Origin of the sequence: Achromobacter xylosoxidans, assembly GCF_002192695.1 — a bacterium.
Taxonomy (GTDB): Bacteria; Pseudomonadota; Gammaproteobacteria; order Burkholderiales; family Burkholderiaceae_B; genus Achromobacter; species Achromobacter xylosoxidans_C.
The window spans coordinates 184465-197567 of sequence record NZ_MTLG01000122.1 but is presented as its reverse complement, the minus strand read 5'-3'; the positions used below and the strand labels follow the sequence as shown (position 1 = coordinate 197567).

Here is a 13103-nt window from a genome sequence, read left to right as displayed (position 1 = left end):
GTCCCCGTGCGCGGAGCCGTCTTTTTTGCTTACTGTTTCGCTTGCTGAATGCTTTTTCCAGCAGGTTCGCAGCAACATCGCAGGCAGGAAGGCAAAACAGGTTCGATACGGCATTCCAGGGTGTGCGGGCAGGCGTGGGCGCCTTTTTGCGCCTTGATCGATGCGATCGTCGAGGTCTTCATGAAGCGTGTGCTGTCCCGGATGTTGGTTGCGAGCGGGCTGTTGCTCGGCGCCTCCGCCTTATCTACTACGAGTTTCGCCGCCGAAGGCGCTGCGGGCCCGGTAAAACCAGATGCCGCCAAGGGCGGACAGCTGTTTGACCAGGGCGATGCGGCCAGGGGCATCATCGCCTGTGCGTCCTGTCATGGCGCGGCGGGCAATAGCACCATCCCGGTGAACCCCAACCTGGCCGCGCAGTCCCACGAATACCTGGCCAAGCAATTGGCGGACTTCCAGATCAAGCCTGGCGCCAAGCTGCCGGTGCGCAATGGCGCGGGCGGCAATCCCACCCCGATGACGGCCATGGCGCAGAACCTGACGCCCGCCGACATGCAGAACATTGCGCTGTACCTGGCGCAGCAGCCGCTCAAGGAGCCCGCCACGGCCGGCCAGGAGAAGCTGGTTGATCTGGGTCAAAAGATCTGGCGCGGCGGTTTGCCGGATCGCAAGGTTCCGGCCTGCGCCTCGTGCCATTCTGCCAATGGCGCGGGCATCCCCAGCCAGTACCCCCGGCTGTCGGGCCAGTTCCCCATGTACATCGAAGAGCAGCTGAAGCTGTTCCGCAGCGGTGACCGCAAGAACGACGTCATGTTCGCCATCGCGGATCGCATGTCGGATGCCGACATCAAGGCCGTGTCGGACTACGCCGCCGGCCTGCGGTAGGCGCGAGCCTGCCACGCGCGCGGCTGGTCCGCGTTCTGAAAACCTGGCGCAGCGGAACCTGGTTCCGCCGCGCGCTGTCTATGAGGGGGGTAGCCGATAGCGCGGCCCCCCTTTTTTCATGAATTCGACCCGTACACACTCCCGTCCCTCCCTGCGCAGCCTGCCCGGCGATTTCTTCGAATTGCTGGGTTCGATGCGTTTCGCCGTCAGCCTGCTGATGTTCATCTGCGTGGCGAGCCTGGTCGGGACGGTGCTGCAGCAGAACCGCTCGTCCAACAACTACATCGACCAGTTCGGGCCGTTCTGGTTCGAAGTGTTCGACAAGTTCTCCATCTGGCACGTCTACAACAGCTGGTGGTTCCTGCTGATCATGGGGTTCCTGGTCGTGTCGACCTCGGTCTGCCTGATCCGCAACGCGCCCAAGATGCTGCGCGATGCGCGCTCGTTCCGCGAACATGTGCGGGCCAGCAGTCTGCGCGCCTTCCCGCACCGCGTGGAAACCGACGAGCCCACCGACGTGCCGCAGACGGCTGCAGGCCTGAAATCCCTGCTGGGCCGGCTGGGCTATGCCGTGCGCGAACGCCAGGACGCCGACGGCGTGCTGCTGGCGGCCAAGAAGGGCAGCGCCAACCGGCTGGGCTATGTGTTCGCCCATGCTGCCATGGTCATCATCTGCATCGGCGGCCTCCTGGACAGCGAGTTGCCAGTGCGCCTGCAGGTCATGTTCGGCGGCAAGCAGCCCATCGTCGAGAACATGCTGATCTCGGAAGTGCCGGAAAGCGGCCGCCTGTCGGTCGATAACCCGAGCTTTCGCGCCAGCGTGCTGGTGCCCGAGGGCGGCCAGGCCAGCACCGCGGTCGTGATGGTGGGCGACGGCGCCCTGGTGCAGCCCATGCCCTTCACGCTGAAGCTCAAGAAGTTCGTGGTCGACTATTACTCCACCGGCATGCCCAGCCGCTTTGCCAGCGAGGTCGAGGTCACCGACCCGGATACCGGCAAGAGCTTTGATTCCACCATCGAGGTCAACGAGCCGCTGCGCTTCAAGGGCATGACGGTCTACCAGTCCAGCTTCGACGACGGCGGCAGCGCGGTGACGCTGAAAGGCTATCCGCTAGTAGGATCTGAGGCCGCCACCTTCGCGGTTGACGGCACGGTGGGCAAGACCAGCGAAGTAACCGCTCACACTGCTCGTGGTGCGCGCAGCATGGGCATCGAGATCACGGCCCTGCGGCCCATCAACGTCGAGGACCTGACCCGCGGCGATCCCAAGGGCGGCAACCAGAGCTTCGCCGATCACGTCGCGTCGGTATCCGGCAGCGCCGCGGGCAAGAAGAACGAAAACCTGCGCAACGTCGGCCCCAGCGTCGAATACAAGCTGATCGACGACGCGGGGCAGGCTCACGAATTCCAGAATTACATGTTGCCCGTCGAACTGGACGGCGCCGCCGTGTTCCTGGCCGGGGTGCGCAACAACGCCTCCGAACCCTTCCGCTACCTGCGTATTCCGGCCGACGACGACAGCTCGATCGCCGAATTCATGCGCCTGCGCGCGACCCTGGCCGACCCCGCGGCGCGCCAGGAAGCCGCGCGCCGCTTCGCGGAACGCAACAGCCCTGCGGGGGCGGATCGCCAGCCTCTGCAAACCGCCGCCGAGCGCGCGCTGGAAACCTTTGCCTCTGGCGGCCTGCAAGCCGTGGCGGCGTTCCTGCAGGCCAACACCCCGCCGCAGGACCTGGAGCGGGCGGCCGACGTGGTGATCCGCCTGATCGGCGCCAGCATGAACGAACTGCGCGCCATCGAACGCGAGCGCGCCGGCCTGCCGCCCGTGGCCACCGAGGGCCCGGAGGCGGAACGCGCGGCCGTGTGGTCGCGCCTGTCCGTGGCGGCGCTGTCGGACCTGACCGTCTACCCGGCGCCGGTGTTCCTGTCGCTGGCGGATTTCAAGCATGTGCAGGCCAGCGTGTTCCAGGTCAGCCGCACGCCGGGCAAGAACACCGTCTACCTGGGCAGCCTGCTGCTGGTCCTGGGCGTGTTCTCGATGTTCTATATTCGAGACCGCCGCATCTGGATCTGGATCAAGCCGCAAGACGGCGGCAGCTGCGTCCTGGCGGCCATGACGTCCCAGAAGCGTACACTCGACTTCAATCAGGAGTTTGAACGCTTCAAGCAGGCGCTGCTGCGCCAGAAGAGGTCCTAAGGTTTCCTATGTCCACCATGACCACTACGACCACCACGCATCCCTCGTCGCCGCAGGCGCAGGCCGCCTCGCCGGAAACGCTCTGGCAGGACGCCCTGTCCGAAACCGGCGACAGCCGCGCGCAGCGCGGCAGGCCCGACTGGACCGACGTCGTCTTCTTTCTGTTGCTGGCGGTGGGCGCGGGTTACGCGCTGACCCGCTACAGCAATGCGATGGACTATTACGAGAAGATCATCCTGTGCGGCACCGTGCCAGTGCTGGCCTGGATGGGCTGGCTGTGGCGTCCGTTGCGCCACCTGATGGTCGCCTGTGCCATTGCGGCCGGACTGGCGTTGATGCTGTATGGCAACGACCTGGCCCGGGCCGAGCAGGTGTTCTTCCTGAAGTACCTGTTCTCCTCGCAATCGGCCATTCTGTGGATGTGCGCGCTGTTTGCGCTGGCCATGGTCTGCTACTGGATCGGCTTCTTCAGCCCCACGGCCGCCTGGCTGGGCACGGCGCTGAGCTGGGGCGCGGTGTTCGCCGGGGTCACGGGCCTGTTGGTGCGCTGGCGCGAAGGGCACCTGATGGGGCCGGACCTGGGCCACATCCCGGTCAGCAACCTGTATGAAGTGTTCGTGCTTTTCGCGCTGATCACGGCGTTGTTCTACCTCTACTACGAACGCAAGTACGCCACGCGCGCGCTGGGCGGCTTCGTGATGCTGGTGGTGACGTCGGCCGTGGTGTTCCTGCTGTGGTACTCGTTCACGCGCGATGCCGGGCAGATCCAGCCGCTGGTGCCGGCGCTCAAGAGCTGGTGGATGAAGCTGCACGTTCCGGCCAACTTCATCGGCTACGGCACCTTCTCGCTGGCCGCCATGGTGGGCTTTGCCTACCTGGTCAAGCAGCATGGCCAGACCACGTCCTGGGCCAAGCTGGCGCCGCTGTTCGTGCTGGGCGTGCTGCTGTGCGCCGAGCCCATGGTGTTCCGCACCGACGGCCTGTCGGCCACCTGGATGCTGTATTTCGGCGTGGGGGCGGTGATCGTGGGCGCCATCCTGTTGGGCCGCCGCCGCATCGCTGCGGCGCTGCCGTCGCTGGAAGTGCTGGACGACATCATGTATCGCGCCATCGCGATCGGCTTCGCGTTCTTCACCGTCGCCACCATCCTGGGCGCGCTGTGGGCGGCCGACGCCTGGGGCGCGTATTGGCAGTGGGACCCCAAGGAAACCTGGGCGCTGATCGTCTGGCTCAACTACGCGGCCTGGCTGCACATGCGCCTGATCAAGGGCCTGCGCGGCACCATGGCGGCCTATTGGGCGCTGATGGGGTTGTTGATCACCGGCTTCGCCTTCCTGGGCGTGAACATGTTCCTGTCGGGGCTGCACTCCTACGGCGAACTGTGACGCAATAGTCCGCCAGCGCAATGAAAAATGCCCCTTTCGGGGCATTTTTCATTTGGGGGCAAGCCGCTTCAGGGCAGGGTGGATTCGCCCCTGAGCAGGTCGTCCAGCGTTTCGCGCTGGCGCACCACGTAGTACTTGTCGTCATCGACCATGGCTTCGGCCGCGCGCGGGCGCGCGTTGTAATTGCTGGCCATGGCCATGCTGTAGGCGCCCGCGGATTCCACCGCCAGCAGGTCGCCCTGCTGGATGGCCAGCTTGCGCTGCCTGGCCAGCCAGTCGGCGCTTTCGCAGACCGGGCCGACGATGTCGTAGAGGGTCTCGTCGCCCGCGCGTGGATGCACGGGGCGCACGCCGTGGAAGGCCTCGTACAGCGCGGGACGCAGCAGGTCGTTCATGGCGGCGTCGACGATGGCGAAGTTGCGCGCTTCCGAGTGCTTCAGGTACTGGACCCGGGTGAGCAGCACGCCGGCATTGCCCACCAGCGAGCGGCCGGGCTCCAGCACCAGATGCAGATGGCCGAAGCCGCGCGCATTCAGGCGTTCGAAGACGCGGTCCAACAAGGCCTGGGGCGAAGGCGGGATCTCATCCGTATAGCGGATGCCCAGGCCGCCGCCCAGGTCCAGATGGGCGATCTTGATGCCAGCCTGGTCCAGTTTTTCGATCAGGTCCAGCAGCTTTTCCAGCGCATCGAAATAGGGACTGATGTCTGTGAGCTGCGAACCGATGTGACAGTCCACGCCCACGATGTCCAGCCCCGGCAGCGATTGGGCGCTGCGATAAACGTCCAGCGCCGACTCGATGGCGATGCCGAACTTGTTTTCCTTCAGGCCAGTGGAAATGTAGGGATGCGTCTGCGCGTCCACGTCCGGATTGACCCGCAACGAGACGGGCGCGCGCAGGCCCATGCCATGGGCGACTTCCGACAGCCGGCGCAGTTCGGCTTCGGATTCGACGTTGAAGCACTTGACCTTGGCGGTCAGCGCCGCGCGCATCTCCCAGGCCTGCTTGCCCACGCCCGAAAACACGATCTTGGACGGGTCCGCGCCCGCCGCCAGGGCGCGCTTGAGCTCACCGCCGGAAACGATGTCGAAGCCCGCGCCCAGGCGCGCGAATTCCTTCAGGACGGCCAGGTTGGAATTGGCCTTCATGCCGTAGCAGACCAGCACGGGGTGCTGGCCGACGGCGTTGCGGTAGGATTCCCAGGCAGCCTTGAGCGCGGCGCGCGAGTACACGTACAGCGGCGTGCCCAGCTTTTCGGCCAGGTGATCCAGCGGCACGTCCTCGGCGTACAGGACATTGTTGCGGAACTGGAAGTACGGGTGACCGGCCAGTTCAGGCTGCGCGGGGAATCGGGAAGTCATGGCAGCGTTGGCGCCGGCGGAATGACCGTCGGCTGGGGTTGCGACTGCGTACGCGAGGGCGGCTTGCCGTCCGGCGTGGGCATGTACAAGGGGCCCTTGTAGCCGCAAGCCGCAACCATGCCGGTCGCCAGCAGCGTGGCTACAATGCGAAGGACCATGCGGCGAAATGCCAAGTGGAACACTGGGAACTCCTAAATCTTGCAGGCTCGATTATGACCGAAACCGAATTTCTTGCGTTGATCGACCAGGTGCTGGACAGCATCGAAAGCCAGGCCGATGACTGGGCGGCTTCGCTCGATGTCGATGTCGAAACCAGCCGCAGCGGCAATGTGCTGACGATGGTTTTCGAGGACAACACCCACGTGGTGGTGAACAGCCAGGCTGCCATGCAGGAGCTGTGGGTCGCGGCGCGCAGCGGCGGCTTCCACTACCGCTACGACGGCCAGCACTGGAACGATACCCGAGGCGGCCCGCAGCTGCCGGATGCCCTGTCGCAGATCTGTTCCGCGGCAGCTGGCGTGCCCGTAACGATACGCCTGTAAAACGCCAGGCTCAGGCGAAAAAAAGGCCGGCCCATCGGGCCGGCCTTGTCATTTGCGCGTCAGAACGGGATCTTCTGGGACCAGGGCGTGTTGCCTTGCGTGCCCACGCCCGGCGCCACCTTGATCCTGGTTTCCTCGCTGGTGCTGCCGTTCAGGCCGTTGAGGAACTCACCCAGCGTGTCGGCTTCGGGCAGGCCCAGGCGCGCCACCGCCTGTCCGGGCGGGAATTCAGAGAAGTAGAACTCGCCGTTTTCGACCAGCAGGCCGTCGGGACGGGGGCGCGGCTTCTCTTCGGGCACGCCCTTGAGCGCCGTCTGCATGTAATCGACCCAGATCGGCATGGCGACGCCGCCGCCGGTTTCGCGCGAACCCAGGGACTTCGGCTGGTCAAAACCCAGCCACGCGGTGGCGACCAGCGATGGGGTGTAGCCGGAGAACCAGGCGTCCACGGATTCGTTGGTGGTGCCGGTCTTGCCTGCGATGTCGTTGCGCTTGAGCAGGACGCGGGCGCGCGCCGCGGTGCCGTAGGTGGCCACGCCGCGCAGGATGTCGTCCATGACCCAGGCGGTGCGCGGATCGATGGCGCGGGCCGCGGCGTCGCCGGCCACGACCGGCTTGGACTGCATGATGACCTTGCCGTTGCTGTCGGTGACGCGGTCGATCAGGTAGGGCGTGACGCGGTAGCCGCCATTGGCGAACACCGAAAAGGCGCCGGCCAGCTGCAGCGGCGTGACCGAGCCTGCGCCCAGCGCCAGCGGCAGCACGGCGGGCTGGCGGGCCTTGTCGAAGCCGAAACGGGTCAGGTAGTCCTGCGCATATTGCGGACCGATGGCCTGCAGGATACGGATCGACACCATGTTCTTGGATTTGTACAGGCCCTGGCGCAGGGTCAGCATGGGTTCGTACTGGTTGCCGTAGTTCTTCGGGTTCCAGGCCTTGGAACCGGTCTGCGCGGCCGTCAGCTCGAAGGGTTGGTCCGAGATCTGCGTGCCGGGAGTCAGGCCGCGTTCCAGCGAAGCGGCATAGATGAAGGGCTTGATGTTCGAGCCCGGCTGGCGCCACGCCTGCGTCACGCGGTTGAAGTTGCCCCGGTAGAAGTCGAAGCCGCCAACCATGGCGCGGATGGCGCCGTCCTGCGGCGACAGCGCCACGAAGGCCGCCTGCACCGAGGGCAGGTTGATGATTTCCCAGTTGTCGCCGAACTTGCGGATGTAGACCACCGAGCCGCGCTTGATGCGCTGCTCGGGCTTGGCCTTGTCGTTCAGCGCGCGCGCCACGACGCCCAGCACCTTCTTGTCGGTGACGGTGATGATCTCGCGCGAGCTGCGCGCCAGCTTCACTTCAGTGGGGCTGGCCGACAGCACCAGCGCGGTCAGCAGGTCGCCGCTGTCGCTGAACTTGTCGAACACGCCGTCCAGGAATTCGTCGAGCGCTTGCGGGTTGTTCTCGGTACCCGGCGGCAGGTCCAGTTGTTCCTCGGGGCCGGGGTAGGGGGCGCGGCGCGTGTACTCGAGCACGCCTTCGCGCACGGCGCGGTAGGCCGCTTCCTGGTCCTTGGACTGCACGGTGGTGTAGATGTTGATGCCGCGTGAATAGACGTTGTCCTGGTACACGTTGAACAGCAGCTGGCGCGCCAGTTCCGCCACGTATTCGCCATGGATCGAATAGCCGCCGGCCGGGGTTCCTTCCGCGGATTTCATGACGATGGGCTGGGCCAGCGCCTGCTGGTATTCCGGTTCGGTCAGGTAGCCCAGGGAATGCATGCGGCCCAGCACGTAGCGCTGGCGCAGCTCGGCGCGCGGGCGGTTGGCGATCGGGTTGAAGCGCGACGGGGCCTTGGGGATGCCGGCCAGCATGGCGGCTTCCGCGGGCGTGACTTCGGACAGTGGCTTGCCGAAGTAGGTGCGCGAGGCGGCCGCGAAGCCGTAGGCGCGGTGGCCCAGGTAGATCTGGTTCATGTAGAGCTCGAGGATCTGGTCCTTGGTGAGCTCCGACTCGATCTTGAAGGTCAGCAGCAGTTCATAGAACTTGCGCGAATAGGTCTTTTCCGACGACAGGTAGAAGTTGCGCGCCACCTGCATCGTGATGGTGCTGGCACCCTGCGTCTTCGACATGTTGACCAGGTTGGTCAGGCCCGCGCGCGCGACGCCCATCCAGTCGATCCCGCCGTGCTGATAGAAGCGGTCGTCCTCGGCGGCCAGCACCGCGGACTTCATGACGTCCGGGATTTCATTGAAGCGCAGCACGTTGCGGCGCTCTTCGCCGAATTCGCCGATCAGGACGCGATCCGCCGTAAAGACGCGCAGCGGCACCCGCGGGCGGTAGTCCGTCATGGCGTTCAGGTCGGGCAGGTTGGGCCAGGCCAGCGCCAACGCCATTCCAGCCAGCAGCACGCCGCACAGGAACAGGCCGGCAAAGAAAATGCCGGTCTTTACGAAGAATCGCAGTATCGGGGAACCGCTCTTGGCGGGCTTGTCTTTCTTGGAGGAATTCTGGGGCTTGCTCATCGCGGCGATTTTACGGGTATCTCCGGGTCCGTCTTGGCACGGGGTACCGGTTTCTGTAACAAAATCGTTCAGTGTGGTAGGCGGGCAACTGGCGGCTGATGTGATAATGCCGTCATGAACTTTTCCGCTAACTCATGTCCGGAGGCTGACCCGGACCCGGCGTCCTCCGGCGAGACGCCCGAAAACCTGCCTTGCGCGATCGAGTGCACAGGCAAGGCCGTCACGTTGCCGCATGACCTGCCGGTTTTCCTGGTCGGGATGATGGGCGCGGGCAAGACCACCATAGGGCGTGGCCTGGCGCGTGCGCTGGGGCGCGAGTTTATGGACTTGGATCATGAGCTCGAGGCGCGTTGCGGCGTGCGGGTGCCGGTAATCTTCGAAATCGAGGGCGAAGCCGGTTTTCGTCGCCGGGAATCTGCCGCCTTGGAAGAGTGTACCCAACGGCGCAACATAATTCTCGCCACCGGCGGCGGCGCCATCCTGGCGCCGGAAAACCGCCAGCGCCTGCGCGAGCGCGGCATCGTGGTGTACCTGCGGGCCAGCGTGGACGAATTGTTCCGCCGCACCTGCCGCGACCGCAACCGTCCCTTGTTGGCGACCGCCGACCCGCGCGGCACGCTGCGCGACCTCATGACCCTGCGGGAACCCCTTTATAAGGAAGTGGCCGATCTGGTGGTGGAGACGGGCGCCATGCCCATACACACCCTGGTCAAGGCGCTGCTGCCGCAACTGCAAGCCTTCGAGAAGCGCATATGAACGTAGTACACGTCGACACCCCGGGCGGAGCCTACCCGATCCATATCGGCCCCGGCCGGCTGGACGCCCTGGACCAGTGCATCCCCGCCGACGCCACCGCGATCGCCGTGGTGACCAACCCGACCGTCGCCGCCCTGTACGGCGAGCGCGCCGAGGCGGCGCTCGCCCGGACCGGCAAGCGGGTGCTGCGCATCGAACTGCCCGACGGCGAGGCCTACAAGGACTGGCAGTCGCTGAACCTGATCTTCGACGCGCTGCTGGGCAACCGCCTGGACCGCCGCTGCGTGCTGGTGGCGCTGGGCGGCGGCGTCATCGGCGACATGACCGGCTTCGCGGCCGCGGTCTACATGCGCGGCGTGCGCTTCCTGCAGGTGCCCACGACCCTGCTGTCGCAGGTCGATTCGTCGGTGGGCGGCAAGACCGCCGTCAACCATCCGCTGGGCAAGAACATGATCGGCGCGTTCTACCAGCCGGTCGCCGTCGAGATCGACACCGACGTGCTGAACACGCTGCCGGCGCGCGAGGTGTCCGCGGGCCTGGCCGAAGTGATCAAGTACGGCCTGATCCTGGATCCGGACTTCTGGTCCTGGTGCGAGGAAAACGCGCAGAAGCTGCGCGCGCTGGACCCGGACGCGGTGGCCTACGCCATCCGCCGTTCGTGCGAATTGAAGGCGCAGGTGGTGGGCAAGGACGAGCGCGAGTCCGGCCTGCGCGCCATCCTGAACCTGGGCCACACCTTCGGCCACGCCATCGAATCCGGCCTGGGCTACGGCGCCTGGCTGCATGGCGAAGCCGTGGGTTGCGGCATGGTGCAAGCGGCTGAGCTGTCGGCCGACGTCGCGGGCCTTGAGCGCGCCGACGTGGAGCGCGTGCGCGCGCTGGTGACCGCCATCGGCTGTCCCGTGGTGGCTCCTGACCTGGGCGCCGACCGCTGGCTGGACCTGATGCAGGTCGACAAGAAGACCGAAGGCGGCTCGATCCGCTACGTGCTCATGACCCGCATCGGCGAGGCCATGATGCGCGCGGCTCCCGACGACGCCGTGCGCGCCGTCCTGGCCCGCACGACCCAATAGCCATGATGGAGACGGCGTTGCAGATGAAAGAACTGGCTTCCTATGCATCCCACCCGTCTCAATCGCGCGGACGGACCTATGCCGAGCCGCCGCCAGAAAATCGGACCGAGTTCCAACGCGACCGCGATCGCATCGTCCATTCCGGCGCCTTCCGTCGCCTGGAGTACAAGACCCAGGTCTTCGTGAACCACGAAGGCGACCTGTTCCGCACCCGCCTGACCCACAGCCTGGAAGTGGCGCAGATCGCGCGCACGCTGGCGCGCAGCCTGGGCCTGTCCGAAGACCTGACCGAAGCCATCTCGCTGGCGCACGACCTGGGCCACACGCCGTTCGGCCATGCCGGGCAGGACGAGCTCAACGCCTGCATGCGGGAACTGGCGCCCGAGGCCGGCGGCTTCGAGCACAACCTGCAAAGCCTGCGGGTGGTGGACGAACTGGAAGAACGCTACGCGGACTTCAACGGCCTGAACCTGTGCTTCGAAACGCGGGAAGGCATCCTGAAGCACTGCTCGGCCGCGCATGCGCGCCAGCTGGGAGACGTGGGCCAGCGCTTCCTGGACCGCACCCAGCCCTCGCTGGAGGCGCAGCTGGCCAACCTGGCGGATGAAGTCGCCTACAACAACCACGACATCGACGACGGCCTGCGGTCGGGCCTGATCACGCTGGAACAGCTGAAGGAAGTGTCGATCTTCGAGCGCCATCACGCCCATGTGCTGGAAAGCTATCCCGGCCTGGCTGCGCGCCGCGCCGTGGCGGAAACCATACGCCGCATGATCAATACGCTGATCGTGGACCTGACGCGGACCTCGCTTTCGCGCATCCGCGAGTTCGCGCCCGCCACCGTCGATGACGTGCGCCGCGCGCCGCCGCTGGCGACGTTCTCGCCCGAGATCCGGCGCGAGGCCGACGAGCTGAAGAAATTCCTCTTCGACAACCTGTACCGCCACTACCGCGTGCTGCGCATGACGACCAAGGCGCGGCGCATCGTGCGCGAGCTGTTCGCCGCATTCCTGGACGATCCGCGCCTCTTGCCGCCGGACTACCGCCGGCCGGCGTTCAATGAGCAGGCTCGCGCCATCGCCGACTACATCGCCGGCATGACCGACCGCTACGCCATCCGCGAACACCGGCGCCTGTTCGAGATGGCCTGAGGCCCGCGCGGGCCTCAGGCTTACGCCGCGGCTTCAGCCCGCCAGATAGCGCTGCGTCAGCAGCACCCAATAGGCCGCGCCCACGGGCAGGCTGTGGTCGTTGAAGTCATAGCCCGGGTTGTGCACCATGCAGGCGCCGTGCCCGCTGTTGAAACCCTCAGCCGAGCCATCGCCGTTGCCCACCAGCAGGTAGGAACCGGGCACCTCTTCCAGCATGAAGGCGAAGTCCTCGCTGCCCGTCAGCGCCCGGGTCTGGGGCTCCACCTGGTCGGCGCCCACCAGTTCCACCGCCACCTGGCGCGCGAAATCGGTTTCTTCGCGGGTGTTCACCAGCACGGGATAGCCGCGGCCGTAGTCGATGGTGGCGCGCACCTGATAGCTGGCCGCCTGGCTATGGACCAGCTCCGTGATGCGGGCTTGCAGCGTGTCGCGCACGCCGCGGTCCAGCGCGCGCACGCTGAGTTTCAGCGTGGCGGTCTGGGGGATGACGTTGTTGGCTTTACCCGCGTTGAATGCGCCGACCGTGATCACCGCCATGTGCAGGGGATCGATGTTGCGCGCGACGATGCTTTGCAGGCCCAGCACGATGGCCGCGCCGGCCACCACCGGATCGGCGGCGCAATGCGGCATCGCGCCGTGTCCGCCCACGCCTTCCAGCACGATGGTGACGTTGTCCGAAGAAGCCATGGCGGCGCCGTCGCGCAGCAGCAGGCGGCCTTGCGGATGGCCCGGCATGTTGTGCATGGCGAAGATGGCGTCGCAGGGATACTTGCGGAACAGCCCGTCCTCCATCATGCGCTTGGCGCCGCCCAGGCCTTCCTCGGCGGGCTGGAAGATCAGGTTGAGCGTGCCGTCGAAGTCGCCATGCCTGGCCAGATGGTGCGCCGCCGCCAGCAGCATGGCGGTGTGGCCGTCGTGGCCGCAGGCGTGCATGATGCCTTCGTTGCAGCTGGCGTGCTCCAGGCCGGTCGCTTCCTGGATGGGCAGCGCGTCCATGTCGGCGCGCAGGCCCAGGCGCTTGGCGCCGCTGCCGCGACGCAGTTGCCCGACCACGCCGGTGCCGCCCAGGCCGCGTTCCACTTCATAACCCCATTGCGTCAGGCACTGCGCCACCAGGTCGCTGGTGCGGAATTCCTGGAAGCCGAGTTCGGGGTGGCGGTGGATGTCGCGGCGGATCGAGACGAATTCGTCGGCCTGGGCGGTCATGGCCTGCAGAACGGGATGCATGTCGGAGTGGTCCTGGAATCGG

Annotated in this window: 12 protein-coding genes; 7 read left to right on the top strand and 5 right to left on the bottom strand. The window is 66.1% G+C overall.

The window, feature by feature from the left end; all coding sequences use genetic code 11:
• Window positions 1-29: 29 nt before the first annotated feature.
• Window positions 30-182: a hypothetical protein gene (locus BRO63_RS34355; RefSeq protein WP_179215265.1), complete on the bottom strand. Its 153-nt coding sequence runs from the start codon at window positions 180-182 to the stop codon at window positions 30-32.
• Here BRO63_RS34355 and BRO63_RS31335 point away from each other — a divergent pair.
• From BRO63_RS31335 to ccsB, 3 genes are all read left to right on the top strand, one after another.
• The gene (locus BRO63_RS31335) at window positions 181-882 is read left to right on the top strand and encodes a c-type cytochrome (protein ID WP_041656906.1); all 702 of its coding nucleotides are present in this window, start codon (window positions 181-183) and stop codon (window positions 880-882) included. The genes BRO63_RS34355 and BRO63_RS31335 overlap by 2 nt on opposite strands.
• 118 nt (window positions 883-1000) lie before the next feature.
• Window positions 1001-3079 carry a cytochrome c biogenesis protein ResB gene (locus BRO63_RS31330; RefSeq protein ID WP_179215264.1) on the top strand — a complete coding sequence of 693 codons (2079 nt, stop codon included), beginning with the start codon at window positions 1001-1003 and terminating at the stop codon, window positions 3077-3079.
• A 17-nt stretch (window positions 3080-3096) separates the two neighbouring features.
• Window positions 3097-4464, top strand: coding sequence for a c-type cytochrome biogenesis protein CcsB (gene ccsB / locus BRO63_RS31325; protein ID WP_256943443.1), 1368 nt, complete (start codon window positions 3097-3099; stop codon window positions 4462-4464).
• A gap of 68 nt (window positions 4465-4532) precedes the next feature.
• Here ccsB and lysA read toward each other — a convergent pair whose 3' ends face one another.
• Window positions 4533-5825 (bottom strand): diaminopimelate decarboxylase, encoded by a 1293-nt coding sequence (lysA, locus tag BRO63_RS31320; protein WP_088143458.1) that lies wholly within the window; start codon window positions 5823-5825, stop codon window positions 4533-4535.
• The gene (gene lptM / locus BRO63_RS31315; RefSeq protein ID WP_256943442.1) at window positions 5822-5983 is read right to left on the bottom strand and encodes an LPS translocon maturation chaperone LptM; all 162 of its coding nucleotides are present in this window, start codon (window positions 5981-5983) and stop codon (window positions 5822-5824) included. The genes lysA and lptM overlap by 4 nt, the downstream gene beginning before the upstream one ends.
• A gap of 54 nt (window positions 5984-6037) precedes the next feature.
• Here lptM and cyaY point away from each other — a divergent pair, with 54 nt between their 5' ends.
• On the top strand, window positions 6038-6367 hold the full coding sequence (gene cyaY / locus BRO63_RS31310; protein WP_056327082.1) for an iron donor protein CyaY: 330 nt from the start codon (window positions 6038-6040) through the stop codon (window positions 6365-6367).
• A gap of 59 nt (window positions 6368-6426) precedes the next feature.
• Here cyaY and BRO63_RS31305 read toward each other — a convergent pair whose 3' ends face one another.
• Complete coding sequence (locus BRO63_RS31305; RefSeq protein ID WP_088143456.1) at window positions 6427-8874, bottom strand: penicillin-binding protein 1A; 2448 nt, start codon at window positions 8872-8874, stop codon at window positions 6427-6429.
• 114 nt (window positions 8875-8988) lie between these two features.
• On the opposite strand from BRO63_RS31305, the gene BRO63_RS31300 reads away from it, so the two are divergent.
• The 3 genes from BRO63_RS31300 to BRO63_RS31290 are packed head-to-tail and all read left to right on the top strand — an operon-like array spanning window position 8989 to window position 11854.
• The gene (locus tag BRO63_RS31300; protein ID WP_088143455.1) at window positions 8989-9630 is read left to right on the top strand and encodes a shikimate kinase; all 642 of its coding nucleotides are present in this window, start codon (window positions 8989-8991) and stop codon (window positions 9628-9630) included.
• The gene (gene aroB, locus BRO63_RS31295; protein WP_088143454.1) at window positions 9627-10703 is read left to right on the top strand and encodes a 3-dehydroquinate synthase; all 1077 of its coding nucleotides are present in this window, start codon (window positions 9627-9629) and stop codon (window positions 10701-10703) included. Before BRO63_RS31300 ends, aroB begins: the two co-directional genes overlap by 4 nt.
• A 23-nt stretch (window positions 10704-10726) precedes the next feature.
• Complete coding sequence (locus BRO63_RS31290) at window positions 10727-11854, top strand: deoxyguanosinetriphosphate triphosphohydrolase (protein ID WP_179215263.1); 1128 nt, start codon at window positions 10727-10729, stop codon at window positions 11852-11854.
• A gap of 33 nt (window positions 11855-11887) precedes the next feature.
• Here BRO63_RS31290 and BRO63_RS31285 read toward each other — a convergent pair whose 3' ends face one another.
• Window positions 11888-13081 (bottom strand): M20 aminoacylase family protein, encoded by a 1194-nt coding sequence (locus BRO63_RS31285; protein WP_088143452.1) that lies wholly within the window; start codon window positions 13079-13081, stop codon window positions 11888-11890.
• Between the last annotated feature and the right edge of the window lie 22 nt (window positions 13082-13103).